The organism is Microbacterium sp. APC 3901, assembly GCF_030407765.1.
Taxonomy (GTDB): domain Bacteria; phylum Actinomycetota; class Actinomycetes; order Actinomycetales; family Microbacteriaceae; genus Microbacterium.
Genome location: NZ_JASDCU010000015.1, coordinates 21,716 through 37,717, shown reverse-complemented (window position 1 = coordinate 37,717; position 16,002 = coordinate 21,716). Strand labels below are relative to the sequence as shown.

The window sequence follows — 16,002 nt, the reverse complement described above, 5'->3', positions numbered from 1 at the left end:
GGTGGTCAGCCACGAGCGATGGCGGCCAGTTCGACGCGCGACACGACTCCGGACTTGCGCAGCAGGTTCGACACGTGGAACTTGACCGTGTTCTCGCTCACGTTGAGCGTCTCGGCGATCTCGCGGTTGCGACGCCCCGCGGCCACCAGACGAAGAACGTCGCGCTCACGGGGACTCGCGTCGATCGCATCCGGCAGTTCGCCGGGTTCGGCGGGCGGATCGAGAGGCAGGCGGATGCCGACCTCCGACCCCCATCCGGGCGTCGATGCCACCGACAGGTCGCCTGACAGTGCCGAGACCTGCTCGGCGATCGGGCGCAGCGCATCGTCATGCGTCGTCAGATCTCCCCGGCCGTCATCGCGGATCGCGATCAGCAGGTTCAGTCCGTCGCAATCCCATTGGATGCGCACGCGTCTCGTCTCTCCGCGGTCGACGATCGCCAGTACGGTGCTTCGGACGATCGACCGCGCCGAGTGTGCGATCACCCCGGGGAGCGCCCGTCCATTGGCCGGCGGCTCGACGAACTGCACGTCGAGTTCGCTGTAGCGCACGAGCGGGCGCAGGTCGCCGCGCAGACGCTCGAAGGCGCCCGTCACCGGCTCGAGTCCTGCTCCCTGCTCGTCGTTGAGCGTTCGGAGTCCGACCAGGGCGCCGGCCGCGACATCGACCGCGATCGTGCGAGCCGCCCGATCGTCGAGCCTTTGCGAGCGCAGCGTCGCAAGCAGCGATTCGAGGGTGAGGGCGTAGCGGTCGCGCTGCTCGGCGAGAGCGAGCGCATGGTCTGCGGCCAGTCGACGTGAGGCCGCCTGCGCTGCATGCTCTTCAGTGCTCATGGACACCTACCCTAGCCGCCCCATCCTTTCGGATAGGTGGAACGGTCCCGAGGCAGGAGCGCCCCGCGGGCAGAAGCCCGCAAGTGTGGACTCATGCCCCTCACCGCCACCATGTCGCCCGGCGCCGCCATCTCGCTCATCGCGAACGAACTGCTGCGCGTCGCAGAGCGCACCAGCGTCGCGAACGCGCATCAGCTCATCGATCTGGCAGATCTCGTCGACGATTCCCGCCGCGTCTTCGTGCTCGGAGCCGGACGCTCAGGCCTCGCGCTGCGAATGACAGCGATGCGCCTCATGCACCTCGGGCTCGACGTGCACGTCGTGGGCGACACCACCACCCCGGCGATCGCGGCCGGCGACCTGCTGCTCACCGCGAGCGGTTCAGGGACGACCGAGTCGATCGTCCGCGCCGCGGAGCGCGCATCGGCGATCGGCGCGCGCATCGGCGCCATCACCACTGCCGAGACCTCGCCGCTGTCCGAGCTCGCTGACGTCGTCGTGCGGGTGCCTGCCGCCCAGAAGCTCGACCGCTCGGCCGATGCCTCGCAGCAGTACGCGGGGAGCCTGTTCGAGCAGGCGGTCGTCGTCATCGGCGACGGGATCTTCCACGCACTCTGGCAGCGCGAGGGCACCAGCGCCGACGATCTGTGGCCCCGTCACGCGAACCTCGAATGAGCGGCTGCCGCCCCACCATCCACCCCGCAGAACGAACGGAACACCCATGAAACTGCAGTTCGCCATCGACACTCTCAGCACCGAGAAGGCCCTGGAGCTGGCCGCCGCCGCGGCCGCGCACGTCGACATCCTCGAGCTCGGCACCCCGCTGATCAAGAGCGAGGGCCTCTCGGCGATCACCGCCCTCAAAGAATCCCACCCCGACAAGGTGATCTTCGCCGATCTCAAGACCATGGATGCCGGGGAGCTCGAGGCCGACATCGCCTTCGGCGCCGGAGCGGATCTCGTGACAGTGCTGGGAGTGGCCGACGACAGCACGATCACGGGCGCAGTGAAGGCGGCGAAGAAGCACGGCAAGGGCATCGTCGTCGACCTGATCGGCGTGGCCGACAAGCCCGCCCGCGCCCAGCAGGTCATCGGCCTCGGCGCAGAGTTCGTCGAGATGCACGCCGGTCTCGACGAGCAGGCTCAGGACGGCTACTCGCTCGACAGCCTGCTCACCGACGGCACCGCGTCCGGCGTCGCGTTCTCAGTGGCCGGTGGCGTGAACGCGTCGAGCATCGCCGCAGTGCAGGCGTCCGGCGCGCAGGTCGCCGTCGCCGGCAGCGCGATCTACAGCGCCGACAACGTCGGTGACGCCGCGGCCGCGCTGCGCGCCGCGATCAGCTGACGAACGACAGACGGGACGGGCCGACCGGTGATGCCGGTCGGCCCCTCTGATCCGAGTCCTTGCTCGGAGACCCCGCGCGGAACGAGATCCGACGCATCCTGCCCACGCTCATCCCCCGGGCGTCCTCGAACCGCGGCGGTCGCAGACGGTAGAGGCCGTCAGACCACCCTCGCCGTCACCAGTTCGCCTTCGAACTCGATCGCCGCCTGCGGGGCGCGGCCCTTCCGGTCGCCTCACTCGTCGTGCGGCCCCGAGTGGGCGTCGGCGCCAAGACCCCCGAGCGAGCCGGCATCCGCGATGCGTCGACGCCGTACCAGCGCAATCCCTACACACCCTGGACGCAGGGCAAGGACACCGCCGCCTGGGCGGCGGTCCGCGCGCTCACGGATCCCGCAGCGCAGGGCGGTGAGTACTACTCTCCTGCCGGGCGACTGCGCGGACGGCCCGTGCGGGTCGAGCCCCTCGCCCGCACTCGCACGCCTTCTGCCGAGCTCGCTGAGGACGTGTGGGACCAGCTCGAAGAGCTCGCGGGTGTTCGGCTGGGGCTGCCGATCCGGCGCTGACCTGCACCCGACCGCACGACGAAGCCCCCGCACGCAGTCGCGTGCGGGGGCTTCACCGGTCCCGGGGGAGAGCAGCTGGGGACTACTTCGAGACGAGCTCCGAGGGGAGATCCGCCGCCTTGTTGACCGCGCGATGCTGCCGCACGCTCATGGTGAGGATCGCACCGATGATCATGATGGCGCCCGTGATGTACAGTGCGATCGTCGCGACTCCGGTGGTGTCCTTCACGAAGCCGATCAGGTACGGCGCCGCGAAACCGGCGAGGTTTCCGGTCGAGTTGATCAGCGCGATGCCTCCGGCGAGCGCGGTTCCGGCGAGCATCGACGTCTGGAAGCTCCAGAAGATCGCGGGTATCGACAGAGCTCCGGCGTTCGCCAGGCAGAGTCCGATGATGCCCCAGACCGGATCGGTGCCCGCGATAATGCAGATCGCGAATCCGGTGGCGCTGAGCAGGAATGCCGCGGCGATGAACTTGCGTCGCTCGCCCGCACGGTCCGACAGGAACCCGAACGTCACCATCGACACGATCGCGGCGAGGCTCGGCAGGGCGCTGAGGAAACCGACCTGCACGGTGTCGGTGATGCCGAGGTCGCCGATCAGAGTCGGCAGCCAGAAACTGATGCCGTAGAGCGCGAAGTTGTATGAGAAGTAGACGGCGGTGAGCAGCCAGATCAGCTTGCTCGTGAAGACCTTGCGCAGCGGGGTCTCGGCCTCGTCGACGCGCTCGGCCGCGAGCAGGGCGCCGAGACGATCGCGCTCGGGTTCGGTGAGCCAGGTCACGGTGCGGTAGTCCTCCTGCAGGCAGAACAGGATGACGATGCCGAGCAGCACGGTCGGGATCGCCTCGATGACGAACAGCCACTGCCATCCGGCGTGGCCCCAGACGCCGTCCATACCGCTGAGGATGAACCCGGAGACCGGTCCGCCGATCAGGCCGGACGATGCGAGGGCGATGTAGAAGATGCCCCAGGCGCGGCCGCGCCGGCTGGCCGGGAACCAGTGCGCCATGTAGAAGAGGATGCCGGGGATGAACCCCGCCTCGGCGACACCCAGCAGGAAGCGCAGCAGGTAGAACATCCACTCACTGTCGACGATGAACATGAGACCCGAGATGAGGCCCCAGGTGATCATGATGCGCGCGATCCAGCGACGCGCGCCGACCTTGGCGAGAATGAGGTTCGAGGGGATCTCGAAGATGAAGTATCCGATGAAGAACAGCCCGGCACCGAGGCCGTAGACGACGTTCGAGAAGCCGAGGTCGGCACTCATGGTCGCCTGCGCGTATCCGATGTTCACGCGGTCGAGGTACGAGAGGAAGAAGCCGAGCATCGCGAGCGGGAGCACGCGCAGCATCACCTTGCGGAAGAGCTTGTCGTCGTTGACGTTCATGGGGGTCCTTGGTCGTTGGTCCGGGATCGGGTCTGTGTCAGGAGATCGGGTCGGCGAGAGCCCTGGGGTCGTACACGCGCTGGGCCGTGTCGTGGAACACCGCACGCTGCTCGTCGGAATCGAAGGCGGAGAGGATCTCGCGGTAGCCGTCGACCAGGCCGCGGAAGTCGATGAACATGCCGTCGACGGGGAAGTTGCTGCCGAACATGACGCGCTCGGCACCGAAGACTCGCACGAGGTCCTCGATCGGAGCGCGGTTGGCTTCGACGGTCCATGGCGTCCCGGCGACGCAGAGCCCCGACGCCTTGATCACGACGTTGGGTGCCTCGGCGACCCGCTCGAGGGCGGCGCGCCAGGCGGCGACCGTCTCGTCGTCGCGAGACGCGAGCACGCCCGCGTGATCGATCACGATCGTCGTCCCGGGGAAGTCGGCGGCGAGACGGTGCGCCTCGTCGAGGTTCCACCACGGCGTCTGCAGGTCGAAGTGCAGACCGTGCTCGGCGAGGAGCGCATAGCCCGCACGCCAGGAGTCGTCACTCAGCAGCGAGCGCACGCCCGCCTCGACGTCAGCGCGCGACGTCGCCCCACCGGGCTTGTGCCGAACGCTCTTCACGGCGGACACGGCTGCCAGCTCGGACAGGCGATCGGCGACATCCGGAGCGTCGAGCCAGGCCTGCGCGACCATCGACCCTGGTACGCCCGACTCCTCGCGATACCGCTCGACGGTGCGCACCTCAGTCATGCCGTCACCCGGCGTCCACTCGGCCTCCATGTACACCGAGGCGACGACGCCCGTCCCCGCGATGTCGCGCAGATAGTCGGCCGGTAGGTAGTCGCGCTTGATGGGCTCGTAGTCGCCGTAGCGATGGGCGACGCTCGCACCCGCGGCCAGCCACGGGTGCCGGCCGAGGCCGAGATCCCACACGTGGTGATGCGAGTCGATGATCGGCCCGCCGTAGAGGTCAGGCATGCACGGCCGCCTTGCGCACTCCGCGCCCCTCGAAGTCGATCGAGAGCGAGCCGACGAGATAGATCGCGGCGCAGACCGCGAGGTAGACGAGCACGGCGGTGTAGCCGCCGGTGAACTGCACCAGGAGGCCCGCGACGATCGGCACGACGATGCCCGCCGAGGTGCCGGCGAAGTTCATCACGCCACCGACGATGCCGACGCGCTCGGGCTTGGCCAGACGACCGGGGATCGTCCAGTACAGGCCACCGAACAGGTTGAAGAAGACTCCGATGCAGAGCAGGGTCACCGCTGTCGCCGCATCGCTCACGAACGGCAGCGCGGCGAGTGCGAGCAGGCTGAGGGCGCCGGATCCGCCGAACAGCAGCTTGAAGGCGCGGTTGGGAGACATGCGCTTCTGCAGGGTGTCGGCGAGGATGCCGCTGAGGATCTCGCCGAAGGCTCCGCACAGGAAGATGAGGAAGGTCGCGAATCCCATTGCCGCGAGGTCGAGGCCTCGAGCCTGCGAGAGGTATGTCGGGCCCCAGGTGACCAAGCCCCAGAAGACCATGGCCCAGCCGATGCGGCCGACGACCATCCAGAAGACGGTCGCCCGGCTCATGCCCGGCGGTTCCTCGCCCACACGCTCCTCGACGCCGCCGGAGCGGATCAGCTCCTCCTCGGCGCGGTTGACGAGCGGATGCTCCGAGGGGTGGTTGCGAATGAACAGGGCGACGCCGATGCCGATCACGACCGTGGCGAGACCGATGATGATGAACGACCAGCGCCACGACCCCGTCGCCGTGATCAGACCGGTGACGACGAGAGCGCCGAAGGCCGACCCGAGCGGTGCACCGGAGTCGATGAGGGTGACACCGGTGGCGCGGTGCTTCGCCGGCAGCCAGCGGGTGACGAGCTTGTTGGCCGACGGCATGTACGGGGCCTCGAAGGCACCGAGACCGAGACGGCTGAGTACGAGCATGACCGCGTTGACCGCGAGCCCTGCCAGCGCGGTGAACGATCCCCAGATGACGGCGGCGATGCCGATCACCCTGCGCGGTCCGAACCTGTCGGCGGCCGCGCCGCCGGGGATCTGGAAGAGGCAGTACGTCCAGAAGAACGCCGAGAGGATGAGGCCCTGCACGGCGGGTTCGAGCAGGAACTCGGCGCTGATGGTGGGCAGGGCGACCGAGAGCGAGGCCCGGTCGATGCAGTTGATCGTGTAGAAGACGAACAGCACGACGATGACCCACCAGCGGATTTTCGTGGGACGTGCGGTGCGGGCGGCGGTGCCCCGGTCGACGGTGGTCATCAGTGGTCCTTGGAGAGCGAGTCGGAGGGAAGGGAAGAGAGATCGAGGCGGTAGACCCGCGCGGCGGTGCCGTGGAACAGCGCATCGAGGCCCGCGGAGTCGAGGCCCGCGGCACCGGCGAGGATCGTGTCCATGACCTCGTCGAAGTCGGGGGCGGTGAGCGTCGCGACCGGCAGGTTCGAGGCGAAAAGCGCGCGGTCGGCGCCGAAGATCGAGAGGGTGTCTCTGACGACGACCTCGTTCGACAGGCGATCCCAGCGGTTGCGGTACAAGCCGAGCTCCGACACCTTGACGGCGGTGCCGGGCAGCGCGGCGAGGCGCTCCATGCCGTCGCGCCACACACGCAGTCCCTCGGCGGAGCGATCGAGCGGCAGGCCGCAGTGGTTCACGACGACGGGGAGATCGGCGAAGTCGGCCAGCACATCGGCCGCCTCGGCCAGGTGGTAGAAGGGAACCCGCAGATCCCACGAGAATCCGTGCGCCGCAAGGGCGGCGATCCCCTCGACCCACTCCGGGTCGTGGAGCGTGCCCTCACCGGTCGCACGCTCGTCGGCGCGAGCGGCGATCACGGGCTTCGAGCGGATGCCGCGGACGATCGAGCGCTGTGCGTGAGCGGCCAGCACCTCGTCGCGGTCGGCCTGCAGGAATCCGACGTGCGCGACGGCGGCGAGCGGGAACCGTCCGGCGGTCGCGTCGCTGAGCGTCTGCAGGAAGTCATCCTCCTCGACCTGCTCGCTGCGGCTGCGCTCGGCCTCGCAATGCACGGTGCCGACGATGTTCCAGCCCGCGGTCTCGGCGAGGTACTCACGCGGCAGGAAGGTGCGGCGCATCGCGTTGTAGTCGCCGAGGAAGAAGTCCTCGTTGTACTCTTCCTGGAGCCACGGCCAGTGCCCATCGCCGTCGAGATCCCAGAAGTGGTGATGCCCGTCGACGATCCGCAGCTCGTACCCCTCGGGTAGACGCGCCTCACGGATGCGGCGAGCAGCCTCGACGGTCACAGCCGCACACCCTCCACGAACGCGGCGCGCACGTCATCCGCGACTCCCTCGAGATCGGAGATGCGGATGAGCTCGCCCTCGGCGACCTCGCGCACGAGTCGCGCGCCGGAGAGCAGGTAGTAGGCGGCCGCGAGCGCATCGTCGGTGTCACTGAGGGCGTCGGCGCGGTCGATGATCACGGGACGCACGCCGTCGATCTCGTGGTGGTGGCCCCGCACCTCGAACGTCGTACCGGCCGCGAGCGGCTCGGAGGCGCGAGCGGCGAGCACGGTGTGGTGGCGCGGCTCGGCGAACGGCGTCGCGCCGGAGGCGACGGCGTCGATCGTGAGCGGCGTCTCGACGCCCATGAAGTGGTACGGCCAATAGATGCAGGCATAGTCGCCCGAGCGCGAGACGATGTGCCCCTTGCCCGCGAGCAGCTCCCAGACCTCGTCGTCTCCGGTGGTGACGATCGTGAAGACGCCACCGGCGAAGCTCGTCTCACCGGGCAGACGCAGGGCCGAGAATACGTCGACCGCGCGGTCGGTGTCGATCAGACCGCCGTCGGAGCGGCGGGCGTAGATGTCGGCGAGCTCACTGGGGCGCGCGACCGGGTAGTGCATGCGCTCGGTATCTGCGGTGGCGCCGGAGTAGAGCGAGACGACGGCCATCTCGCACGAGTCTGCAGCCGCAGCGCGCTTGAGCGGGGCGACGATGGCGGCGCGCACGGCGAGGGTCTCGTGGATGTCGCCCGCAAGGAACAGGTGATCGCCGAGACCCGAGGCGTCGATCCGCTCGCCCTGCTGGTCGAGGATGCCGGTGGCGGGGTCGAACACCAGGTCGTACTCGCCGGACTTGCCGAGGGCGACCACGTGCAGCCCGACCTTCTCGACCCAGTCGAGCAGGCGCAGCAGGTTGGCGGGCTGGTCACCGTCTCCGGGGAGGTAGCCGACACCGCGTTCTCGCGCGGCCTTCGCGAGCGAGACGCCCGCGACGCTCTCGATCTCCTTGCTGACCATCACGACGTGGATGCCGCGGCTGATCGCCTCTGCGGCATACCGATAGCCGGCCTCGACGCGGCCGGAAGCCTCGACGAGCACGTCGATCTCGTCCCAGCGGACGTCGTCATGACCGGGGATCGGTTCGGCGTCGGGAAGACCGCCGAGATCGGCGATGAGGGTGCGCACCCCGTCGACGTCGGGGTCGATGAGCTGCGTCGCCGTCATGCGGTCGATCGACCGGAGCTGGGCGAGGAAGGTGCGGCCGAAGCCTCCGCGTGCGCCGGTGAGAGCGACGCGAACGGGAGTGCGGGTCATCGGTGGTCCCCTCTGCACGGGACGTTCCGTGCGGTCGTGCGATGCCCGGGGAGCGGGTTCTCCCGTGGGCGTCGATCACTTTTCCACAGTCGTACAGAATTATCAAATTTGTTCACATGGATTCACACGTGGTCAAATGGTGATCACCTACCCGAGGAGGACGCGTGATCGAAATCGGCGCAGTCGCAGACGACTTCACCGGCGCGACGGATCTCGCCATCGCGCTGCGCGAGCGCGGCTTCCGCGCCGTGGTGTCGATCGAGAACGCCCCTCTCGACCCGCAGGAGCTGGGCGATGCGGATGCCGTCGTCGTCGCCCTCAAGACCCGCACCGCTCCGGTCGCCACTGCCGTCGCGCAGACCGCGCGCGCCGTCGCGGCCCTCGAAGCGGTCGATGCGCGGCAGTTCTATGTCAAATACTGCTCGACCTTCGACTCCACGCCCGAGGGCAACATCGGTCCGATCCTCGACGCCGTGCTGGACGAGCTCGGCGAACAGCGCACCGTCGTCGTGCCGTCCTTCCCTGACAACGGTCGCACTGTCTATCGCGGTCACCTGTTCGTAGGCGAGGAGCTGCTCGAGCACTCCCCCATGCGCCACCACCCGCTCACCCCGATGACGCAGTCGCGGCTGCGCGACATCCTCACCCCGCAGACCGGCCGCGAGATCCACGAGGTCGCAGCCCCGACCGTCTGGGCTGGCTCGACCGCGCTGCGCGGCGCCCTGGCCTCGTCGCCCGCCGGTTACATCGTCGTCGACGCGATCACCGACGCCGACCTGGAGACCATCGCCACGGCCGTCTCCGACTGGCGCGTGGTGAGCGGAGGAGCGGGCCTGGCTCTCGGGATGACCGGCCCACGACCCGGCATGCTCTCGCAGATCGAGCCGGTGCCAGGACGGCGCCTGATCGTATGCGGGAGCGCCTCGGCGAAGACCCGCGCGCAGATCGCCCATGCCTCCGAGACCCTGCCCACCCGCAAGCTCGACATCGAAGCCGTCGCGACAGACCCCGACAGTGTCGTCGCCGAGACGGTGTCGTGGCTGCAGAGCCTGGCCACCGGCGAGATCCCGATCGTCTACTCGGTCGGCTCGCTCGACGACATCCGCCGCGGGCCCGAAGGCCACACCGTCGCGGGCCACATCGAGGAAGTGCTCTCGGAGATCGTCTCCCGCGCCGTCGAGAGCCTCGGCGTCACCCAGGTGGTCGTCGCGGGCGGCGAGACCTCGGGCGCGGTCGTCCAGCACCTCGGCGTCCAGCGCCTGCACATCGGCCCTCGCATCGCGCCCGGCGTCTGCTGGAGCGGCGCCGATACGGCGCACGGCCCGCTCACCATCGCACTCAAGTCCGGGAACTTCGGCTCCGAGGACATGTTCACCACCGCCTGGAGGGCGCTCGATGACCTCACCGATTGACCACCTGATCGCCGCGGGCGCCCGCGTAGCGGCAGCGGGGATCAGCCCCGGAAGCAGCGGCAACGTCAGCATCCTCGCCGACGACCTGGTCTACATGACGGGCACGGGCACCGATCTCAGCCGACTGTCGGAAGAGGACATCGCGGTCCTCACGCGCGACGGCGCGTTCATACGCGGCGCGAAGCCCTCGAAGGAACTCGCCCTGCACCTGGCCTTCTACGAGAAGAACGCCGCCCACGCGGCGGTCGTGCATCTGCACTCGCCGTTCGCGGTCGCGGCGAGCTGCCTCGAGCCCTGGTCGGACACGAGCGCGATCCCGCCCCTCACTCCGTACTTCGTCATGCGTGTCGGGCAGAGCCCGCTGGTCCCGTTCCGCGTGCCCGGAGACCCCGACCTCGCCGCACAGCTGCTCGCGCTGCCGCATCCGTTCCACGGCGCACTGCTCGCCAACCACGGTCAGATCGTCTCGGCGCCCGGTCTGGATGCCGCGATGGAGGCCGCGATCGAGCTCGAAGAGGCGTGCCGCATCACCCTGCTCACCGACGGCAAGCCCCGGCGCCTGCTGCCCGCTGAGGACGTCGCCGCGCTGGCCGCGCGGTGGGGCACTCCCTGGACCGAGAGCGCCGCCCTCGTTCGCTAGGCTGACCACGACATGACGAAGCCCGCCTCTGCCGCATCGACGCCGCTCATTCCCGAGCAGCGTCGCGAGCTGATCGTCAAGCACCTCCGCCGCGAAGGGGTGCTGAGCTATCGCCAGCTCACAGACCTGCTCGGCGTGAGTCACATGACGATCCGGCGCGATATCTCGGTACTCGAAGAGGCGGGTCGCGTGCTGGCCACACCAGGGGGCGCCAAGATCGCCTCGCGCCTGGTCGCAGAGCCCTCGCGCTTCGAGAAGGCTCGCCAGGACGTCGCCGAGAAAGACGGGATGGCCCGCCACGCGGCGTCCCTCGTCACCGAGTCGATGACGATCTACCTCGACGCGGGCACGACAATCCAGGCGATGCGCCCGCACCTTGAGGGCATCCAGGATCTCACCGTCGTGACGAACGACCTGGCGATCATCGCGGCGTTCCTCGATCACCCCACGGCCGACATCATCGCGATCGGCGGGCGGGTCGAGAAGGCCAACCAATCGACCACCGGTCGGCTCGCCGCCCTCACCCTGCGCGAGCTGTCGATCGACATCGCCTTCCTCTCGTCGTCATCGTGGGATCTGCGCCGCGGTGTCACCACTCCGACCGAATCGAAGATCGCGCCCAAGACGGCGGCTCTCGAGAGCGCCAGCGAGACGGTGCTCGTCGCCGGCAGCTCGAAGTACGGCACTTTCGGCCGGTACCGCGTGCTCGACCTCACCGATCTCGACCTGATCGTGACGGATGCCGGTCTCAGCGACGCCACGGCGAACGGCATCGAAGAACTCGGCGTCTCGGTCGTGCGTACCGGCGGCGCGGCCTGAGGCCACGGGGCCCGGCTGCTACCGCCGCCCTCGCGCCCAGTCCGAGGCGCTGTCGAGGAACACCCCGACCCGGTCGCCGTCGAGCACGAACTCCAGCGCCGTGCCCGCGGTCACACGACGACCCATGACGCCGAGAGCAGAGCCTGGCGTCGCGGCACAGGCCCGAGAACCGCGCCTGCGCGTCACGCCCCGCTCGCGAGCACCCTCTCGTTCATGCTCCGCTGCCAGTCGCGCAGCTGCCACATCGGATGATGCGGCGCCGCGTTCGAGCACAGCACCACTCCCCAGACGCCGTCGCGCAGCGCGGCATCCACTCCGCATTCCGCGAACTCGAGTCCGTGCTCGCTCTCCTCATACCAGGCGTTGAGGGGCGTGTAGCCGAGCCAGCCCTCGCCGATCACGGCGGGCACCTGTCGCCAGTGCGCCCAGGCCGCGACCGCCGCGACCCGCGACTCGATCTCTCGACGCATCATCAGGCGATACGGCCCGGAATGCTCGTCGAGCCACGCGTCCCACAGCCCCGGATCCACCCAGTCGTAGCCGTAGATCATCTGGTCGGTGACGACCGTGGCGCGCAGCTTCCACTCGGCGGGCCGGCCGTACTCGGCAAACGTGGGCGCATCGTCGACCAGCAGCGACCGCAGCATCGCGTTCGGGAACCCCTCCGACTGCTCGGAGCGGATGTCGATGCGCTGCTGCAACGCATCGAGCACGCCGTAGCTGTAGACGTGGAACTGCGCGGCGCCGAGGGCATCCGACACCTGGTGCATCGCCAGATGCGGTGGCTTGCCGTAGCTCGCGGTGATCAGGAGATCAGGGTGCCTGCGGCGCAGAGCCCGCAGCGCGCGCTCCCCCGACCCGGCGAGCGCCGGGAGGATCGAGAAGTCCACCTCGTTGTGCAACTCGACCATCGCGATCTGCGAGCGGAGTCCGAGCTCCGTCACCCAGTCGACGAGCCGGCCCCATGCGGCGGCCAGGTGGTCGTACCGCTCGGCGAGAGGCACGGCGTCGATCGCCTCGAACCATCTCGACGACCGGGCGAAGCTCGTCGACTGCTGATATTCCCAACTGGCGAGTATGACGACGAGTCCGTGGCGCTTCGCCGCCTCGAGCAGCTGATGCAGGCGCGCGAGCACGTCGATCCGGTATCCGCCGGGCACGTCGTACCAGCGCGTGCCCCGGCCGTAGTACCCGCCGTCGGGAGCTGCGCCGAGACCCTCGATCTCGAGGTCCCGCGCGAGTCCCGACAACTCGGGGTGGCCGAAGAGCAGCAGCGGGGCGGCGCAGATCCGGATGCAGTTGTAGCCCAGATCCGCAGCATCGGCGCAGGCACGATCGAGGTCGTCGTAGGGCTCACCCTCCCCGGCCCGCGTGTACCAGGAGAAGTCCCAGAGCGTGATCGACAGCCGTGCGGGCAGATGCGCGGGCACTCCGAGCGGCACCGGGCGCCCGACATCCGAATCGTGTCCGGTGCCCAGATAGCGTTCGGTCATCGCGCTGCTCCCTCGTCAGTCGTCATCGGTGCCCCGGGTGAACAGCAGCAGCTCGGGCAGGCTCGTCGCGAAGTAGTCGGTCTCACCCGAATCGTGACGTGCCGCGGGCGGCGTGAACGGGCTTCGGGCCTCGCCGAGGCTCGGCGGCGGGTCGGCCATCGGCAGGTCGAGCGCCGCGAGAGTCGCGTCCCAGGCGGCGAGCGCCTCGCCTTCACCGCCCTCCCACGGCCGGAACTCGCGCTCGGTGAGGATCGCGTATGCCCGCGTGGTCTCGCCGACGGTCAGCAGCAGTCGCACATAGGCGATCGCGAAGTCGTCGCGGGTCAGGACGAGGGTTTCGATCGACCGCAGTCGCTCGTATCTCGACGCGGCGTCGTGCCCCAGACGCACGGCCAGCTGATCCTGCTCGTATCGCAGACGGGCGTCGCCGGGCGCTGCCTCGACCGCCTGCCGGTACAGGGTCCAGGCACGGTCGTCGTCGTGCGCCACGGAGTAGGCGGCGAGCGCCGCATCGCGCAGGAGAACGGGGTGCCGCAGGCCCAGCTCGATCGCCGCGTTCCACTCGGACGCGGCGTCCACGCGTCTGCCCGATGCGTAGAGCAGGGCTCCGCGCAGCATCCGGGCGGTCGCGTCGTCGGGTTCCGCGGCGACCGCGAGGGTGAGCGCGTCGAGCGCGTCGAGTCCTGCGGGGAAGGCCCAGGTGAGATCGGCTCGGCGTGCGCTGCGTCTGTGTGCGGCGGCCTCGGCCGGCCGGCCCTCCGCGTCGTGGATCCCCGCCGCGAGATAGTGGGCGATCGGTCCGAGGTTCCCACTCGGCGTCACCGCTGCCGACTGCACCCGGTCGAGCAGCAGCAGGGCGGATGCCGTGTCACCGGCGTCTCTCAGCTCGAGCGCCACGTCGAGCAGGATGCCTGCGTCGCCGATCGCGTGTCCGGCGAGGAACCGGATGGTGGCCGCGAGAGGGTCTGCGCGGAGGGCGTCGTCGAGCACCTGCTGCGCCTCGCCGTCTCGCCCGGAACGACGGAGGAGGATCGCCCGCAGTGCGATGCGGCGCTGATCGTGCGCGGCGACGGCGTCGAGCTCGTCGAGCACGCGCATCGCGGAGCGATCCTGGCCCTGGTGCGCGAGGGACTGGGCGAGCGCGAATCCGGCGGCCGCGGACCACGCGCCATCCCACCCGGCCTTGCCGAACGCCTGCTGCGCCTCGACGACGTGGCCGAGGCGCGAGTGCACGAGCCCGAGCAGATAGAACGCCTCGGCATCGGCCGGGTTCGCGTTGCGTCGGGTCAGGCGGGCGACGGCGGTGCGCACGTGCGCGAGCGCCTCCTCGTAGCGCCCCTGCCGATACAGCCGATCGGCCACGGCCAGGTTGGTGCGGACATCGCCGGGATCCCGCTGCAGCGCGGTGCGCCAGTAGGGCATCGGCGACCGCGTCGGATGCCGGTACTGGCTGAGGTGCAGGCCGGTGAGGTACAGCTCTTCGACCGATTCGGTCGCGTCCGGCGCCGGCGGTTCCTCCGCGACCCAGGGCTCTGCCGACGCCACGACCACCGGAGCCCATCGCACCAGCACGCGCCCGTCGGCGTCGAGCACCCGCACCTCGAGGTCGTCGTCGAGAACGCGTCCCCGCGTGCGCACGACCGCGGGCACGCCCGGATCGAGGTCGACAGGGTGAGATCCGATCGTCTCGCCGGCCGATAAGACCAGTACCCGCGCGCCCCGGCGGCAGGCGGTCGCCGCCACCGAGACGACCAGGTCTTCGCCCTCGCGATCGATGTGCACTGCGGCATCCGGTGTCGCCTGGTGCACCGCTCCGATCGCGGGCACCGGATACCAGTACTGCGTGAAGGTCTTCGTCTCCCCGGGCAGAAGCCACGAGAAGTCCGGCTGGTTGTCGGTGTAGACGCCGGCCATCAGCTCGACGTACGGGCCGTCGGCGTCGGTCAGCTGCGCATCCCACGCGTGGCCGAACGGCGCATCGCCCCAGGTCCACATCTTCTTGCCGGGAGAGACGCGATGCTCGGCCCAGTGCACGAATCCTGCGCCTGCCGCATGGTCGTACCCCCCGAAGAAGTCCTGGTGCGAGTCGACGATCATGTACGACGTCGGCACGGGGATGTTGCGATACCAGTCGATCCGATCGGCGCCCGGGGTCTCGGCGGCGCGCAGGGGGTAGTCGACGCCGTAATACGGGCGGTCCGCCGCCGGGAACGAGGTGAGAGCGCGTCGGGCGTGGTCGGCGACGAAGCGGACGTCTTCGGGGAAGAACGCCTGGTAGTCGTCGTGCACCCGCGCGGCGACGTTCGCCCACCAGAGGAAGCTCTGCCGCTCCTTCGTGCGGTTGTGCAGCCGCACCGCGAGTTCGACCACCGAGCTGCCCGGACGCAGGCGCACGCCGTGCTGCGCCGACATGCGGGCGAACGGGTCGTGGTCGTGGCACCAGACCGTGACGGTGCCGTCCGCGTCGGTGTCGATGCGGGTCTCGACCGGCAGGTGGGTCGCGGGGCGGTGGTGCTGAGGCCAGTTGAACTCGACGCCGCCGCTGATCCACGGGCCGGCGAGCCCGACGAGCGCCGGCTTGATGACGTTGTTGCGGTAGAAGAAGTCGTAGCCGGTGACCTTGTCGTACCCGACGTGGATCCGCCCGCCGAGCTCGGGCAGCACGACGAGGCGCACGTACTCGTTCTCGAGGTGGATCGCGTCCCACTCGCGCGGGCTGGCCTCATGATCGACGCTCTCGATGAACGGAATCGGATACACCGCTCCACTCGACCCCTGATAGACCCGGTGGTCGAGGAACATCGGGTACGGGCTCGGCGCCCCGGCCTCGTAGGTCGCGATGGTGAGCGGTTCGCGCCAGGCGACGGGTCGGCCGTCGTCGAGCGTGCCGCGAAGGCTCTGCGGCACCGCGGGAAGATCGACCGTCATGGTTCTCCTCGGACTCGGCGGCCCACGT

General features: G+C 69.4%; 14 protein-coding genes. 6 read left to right on the top strand and 8 right to left on the bottom strand.

What is annotated here, in order from left to right; genetic code table 11:
- Nucleotides 1-5: 5 nt before the first annotated feature.
- Entirely contained in the window at nt 6-833 is an 828-nt protein-coding gene (locus QMA07_RS14080; protein WP_290162910.1) for a LuxR C-terminal-related transcriptional regulator, read from the bottom strand.
- Nucleotides 834-926: 93 nt separating this feature from the next.
- On the opposite strand from QMA07_RS14080, the gene hxlB reads away from it, so the two are divergent.
- From hxlB to QMA07_RS14065, 3 genes are all read left to right on the top strand, one after another.
- Complete coding sequence (hxlB, locus tag QMA07_RS14075; RefSeq protein WP_290162908.1) at nt 927-1,508, top strand: 6-phospho-3-hexuloisomerase; 582 nt, start codon at nt 927-929, stop codon at nt 1,506-1,508.
- Between the two features lie 46 nt (nt 1,509-1,554).
- Nucleotides 1,555-2,178 carry a 3-hexulose-6-phosphate synthase gene (gene hxlA / locus QMA07_RS14070; RefSeq protein ID WP_290162907.1) on the top strand — a complete coding sequence of 208 codons (624 nt, stop codon included), beginning with the start codon at nt 1,555-1,557 and terminating at the stop codon, nt 2,176-2,178.
- A 242-nt stretch (nt 2,179-2,420) separates the two neighbouring features.
- Entirely contained in the window at nt 2,421-2,741 is a 321-nt protein-coding gene (locus QMA07_RS14065; protein WP_290162904.1) for a hypothetical protein, read from the top strand.
- Nucleotides 2,742-2,823: 82 nt separating this feature from the next.
- Here the strand turns inward: QMA07_RS14065 and QMA07_RS14060 are convergent, their stop codons facing one another.
- The 5 genes from QMA07_RS14060 to QMA07_RS14040 are packed head-to-tail and all read right to left on the bottom strand — an operon-like array spanning nt 2,824 to nt 8,682.
- A complete protein-coding gene (locus tag QMA07_RS14060; protein ID WP_290162902.1) occupies nt 2,824-4,131 on the bottom strand; it encodes an MFS transporter in 1,308 nt (435 codons plus the stop codon).
- 37 nt (nt 4,132-4,168) lie between these two features.
- Entirely contained in the window at nt 4,169-5,101 is a 933-nt protein-coding gene (locus tag QMA07_RS14055) for an amidohydrolase family protein (protein ID WP_290162900.1), read from the bottom strand.
- The gene (locus tag QMA07_RS14050; RefSeq protein ID WP_290162898.1) at nt 5,094-6,389 is read right to left on the bottom strand and encodes an MFS transporter; all 1,296 of its coding nucleotides are present in this window, start codon (nt 6,387-6,389) and stop codon (nt 5,094-5,096) included. Before QMA07_RS14050 ends, QMA07_RS14055 begins: the two co-directional genes overlap by 8 nt.
- Entirely contained in the window at nt 6,389-7,387 is a 999-nt protein-coding gene (locus QMA07_RS14045) for an amidohydrolase family protein (RefSeq protein WP_290162896.1), read from the bottom strand. The genes QMA07_RS14050 and QMA07_RS14045 overlap by 1 nt, the downstream gene beginning before the upstream one ends.
- Nucleotides 7,384-8,682 (bottom strand): homoserine dehydrogenase, encoded by a 1,299-nt coding sequence (locus tag QMA07_RS14040; RefSeq protein ID WP_290162894.1) that lies wholly within the window; start codon nt 8,680-8,682, stop codon nt 7,384-7,386. Before QMA07_RS14040 ends, QMA07_RS14045 begins: the two co-directional genes overlap by 4 nt.
- Nucleotides 8,683-8,846: 164 nt before the next feature.
- On the opposite strand from QMA07_RS14040, the gene otnK reads away from it, so the two are divergent.
- The 3 genes from otnK to QMA07_RS14025 are packed head-to-tail and all read left to right on the top strand — an operon-like array spanning nt 8,847 to nt 11,553.
- Nucleotides 8,847-10,094: a 3-oxo-tetronate kinase gene (gene otnK, locus QMA07_RS14035; protein WP_290162892.1), complete on the top strand. Its 1,248-nt coding sequence runs from the start codon at nt 8,847-8,849 to the stop codon at nt 10,092-10,094.
- A complete protein-coding gene (locus QMA07_RS14030) occupies nt 10,078-10,734 on the top strand; it encodes a class II aldolase/adducin family protein (RefSeq protein WP_290162890.1) in 657 nt (218 codons plus the stop codon). Before otnK ends, QMA07_RS14030 begins: the two co-directional genes overlap by 17 nt.
- 12 nt (nt 10,735-10,746) lie before the next feature.
- Nucleotides 10,747-11,553: a DeoR/GlpR family DNA-binding transcription regulator gene (locus QMA07_RS14025; RefSeq protein WP_290162888.1), complete on the top strand. Its 807-nt coding sequence runs from the start codon at nt 10,747-10,749 to the stop codon at nt 11,551-11,553.
- A gap of 182 nt (nt 11,554-11,735) precedes the next feature.
- Here QMA07_RS14025 and QMA07_RS14020 read toward each other — a convergent pair whose 3' ends face one another.
- Both QMA07_RS14020 and QMA07_RS14015 read right to left on the bottom strand, forming a co-directional pair.
- Complete coding sequence (locus QMA07_RS14020) at nt 11,736-13,046, bottom strand: cellulase-like family protein (protein WP_290162886.1); 1,311 nt, start codon at nt 13,044-13,046, stop codon at nt 11,736-11,738.
- A gap of 15 nt (nt 13,047-13,061) precedes the next feature.
- The gene (locus QMA07_RS14015; RefSeq protein ID WP_290162884.1) at nt 13,062-15,974 is read right to left on the bottom strand and encodes a DUF5107 domain-containing protein; all 2,913 of its coding nucleotides are present in this window, start codon (nt 15,972-15,974) and stop codon (nt 13,062-13,064) included.
- Nucleotides 15,975-16,002 lie beyond the last annotated feature (28 nt).